Source organism: Kitasatospora sp. NPDC056446 (assembly GCF_042796115.1).
In the GTDB taxonomy this organism is placed as follows: Bacteria; Actinomycetota; Actinomycetes; order Streptomycetales; family Streptomycetaceae; genus Kitasatospora.
This window is the reverse complement of the sequence record NZ_JBHTRF010000179.1, coordinates 396-2,139: the sequence shown is the minus strand read 5'-3', so window position 1 is coordinate 2,139 and position 1,744 is coordinate 396. Positions and strand designations below refer to the sequence as shown.

At 64.3% G+C, this 1,744-nt stretch carries 5 protein-coding genes; all 5 read left to right on the top strand.

The window, feature by feature from the left end; translation table 11 throughout:
- On the top strand, positions 1–241 hold a 241-nt coding region (locus ACFQ6N_RS40385; RefSeq protein ID WP_380659138.1), incomplete at its 5' end, for a hypothetical protein.
- Positions 241–468, top strand: a complete 228-nt coding sequence (locus ACFQ6N_RS40380; RefSeq protein ID WP_377897440.1) for a hypothetical protein — start codon at positions 241–243, stop codon at positions 466–468. The genes ACFQ6N_RS40385 and ACFQ6N_RS40380, both read left to right, overlap by 1 nt.
- On the top strand, positions 468–908 hold the full coding sequence (locus ACFQ6N_RS40375; protein WP_377881924.1) for a hypothetical protein: 441 nt from the start codon (positions 468–470) through the stop codon (positions 906–908). Before ACFQ6N_RS40380 ends, ACFQ6N_RS40375 begins: the two co-directional genes overlap by 1 nt.
- The gene (locus tag ACFQ6N_RS40370) at positions 895–1,392 is read left to right on the top strand and encodes a hypothetical protein (protein ID WP_380659137.1); all 498 of its coding nucleotides are present in this window, start codon (positions 895–897) and stop codon (positions 1,390–1,392) included. The genes ACFQ6N_RS40375 and ACFQ6N_RS40370 overlap by 14 nt, the downstream gene beginning before the upstream one ends.
- Positions 1,392–1,744, top strand: a 353-nt coding sequence (locus ACFQ6N_RS40365; RefSeq protein ID WP_380659136.1) for a hypothetical protein, incomplete at its 3' end; no start/stop codon positions are given. The genes ACFQ6N_RS40370 and ACFQ6N_RS40365, both read left to right, overlap by 1 nt.

Genomic DNA, 1,744 nt, shown 5'->3' with positions numbered 1-1,744 from the left:
GCTAATGGGTACGTCCACTGGCGAGCTGTGGGCGTCTGATGATGCGGGCGTGACGGCCACGAGGCTGCCATACACCGGAACCGGGAAGATCAATGGCATTGGGTTTGACGGCGCGCGTTTGATCGTCGGAACCCTGACCGCAACGAACATGATTCAGGTCAGCACGGACAACGGAGCGACCTGGACCACTGAGAGCAACCCATCTGTGGGTGGTATCAGCGCCCTGGCGGGGATTCCCTGATGGCCGACACCGATCACTGGGTTGAGATCTGCTACAGCGTTGACGGCGGCGCTACCTGGTCTAACTGGAAGCGCAAGAGCATTGGCGAGGTAGGGCAGTACGCCAAGCGCGTCCGCTTCATGCGGATGGGCAAGTCACGCCAACGTGTGTTCAGGATTCGCGTTTCCTCGCCACGCAAGCATGACCTGTTGGGCGCCGTCCTGACGGCTGAGCCGACCGACGACTGATGCTCATCGCCAAGGACCCTGCCTACTTGGAGGGCGTGGCGAACCACCCGGACGTGTTCCCGCAGGTTTCGATCAGGGATCAGGACCGGATCGACTTGGCGCCGATCTGGCCGGGCTGCGTGGCCTGCCAGTTTGAGGGGGGTGGGTATGTGTTCCTACCGCACGGCGAAGGCCTGTGGGAAGTGCATGTGCTGTTCCTGCGCCACTCCAAGGGCGTGCATGCCGCTGGCGTCGAAGCCATTGGGCATCTGTTCGACAACCTGGGCGCGGGCCGTATCGCCGCCCACCTGCCTGACGACGTACCAGCTGCACGGCGACTGGCCCTGCGGCTCGGCTTTGAGTTCCACAGCCACACAGACCCCTTCCCCCGGCACTCCGGCGATGTGCCGGCGCGCCTGTACGTCTTGACCAAAGAGAGGTTCCACCATGTCAATCGGTAGCGCGATCAGCGGCGCAATCGGCATCGGCTCTGCCCTGCTGGGCAACTCGGGCGATAAGAAGGCGGCCCGGGGCAGCCTCTACAGCGGCGGCACCAACGTGGACCTCGCCAATGCCCTCAACGGCATCGCCTCGCAGAACCTGGGCGCATACAGGAACAGCCTGATGGGCCTGGCTGGCATGGGCCAGAACGCCGCTGGCACCATCGCCGGGGTAGGGCAGAGCAGCGCCAACGCTCAGAGCGGCAACAACTGGGGCGCGGCCAACGCCGCTGGCAACTCCGCGATCAACCAGGCCAACAACTGGAGCCAGCTCGGCGCCGGTCTGGGCGGCCTGGCGAACAACTGGCTGCAGCAGAACGCGGCGGGGCGGCAGAGTTCGTTTGCCCCGGCCAATAGCCTGTGGTCGGGCCAGATGCAGACCGGTGCGGGCAGCCCCTACAACTTCGGAAGCAACGTCAATAACCTCATTGGCGGGAGGGTCTGATGGCCAACGCACTCACCGGCAACTTCGGCCCTCTGGCAGCGATTGGGTACGTGCAGGAACAGGGCGAGCTTGGGCGCAAGCGGGGTATCGACAACCAGCTCAACCAGCTGGCATCTCTGAGCTATTCGGCGAACACGCCTCAAGCCCAGCAAGCCAACCTGTCTCAGGTCGCTGCGCTGGATCGTTCGGCTGCTGCCGATCAGCAGAAGGCCTTCCAGAGTCAGCAGGACCGCAACCAGCAGCGCCTGTATGGGATCGCCCAGGGCTTCAAGAAGGTCGCTCCAGTGAACCGGCAGGCCTACTACGACAACTGGGCGGTGCCTCAGTTGCGCGCGATGGGTCTCGGCGACCA

Bases quoted from the DNA above. Each gene is read 5' to 3' on its own strand.
- ACFQ6N_RS40370 (WP_380659137.1), top strand. From the start codon at position 895: ATGTCAATCGGTAGCGCGATCAGCGGCGCAATCGGCATCGGCTCTGCC.
- ACFQ6N_RS40380 (WP_377897440.1), top strand. From the start codon at position 241: ATGGCCGACACCGATCACTGGGTTGAGATCTGCTACAGCGTTGACGGC.
- ACFQ6N_RS40375 (WP_377881924.1), top strand. From the start codon at position 468: ATGCTCATCGCCAAGGACCCTGCCTACTTGGAGGGCGTGGCGAACCAC.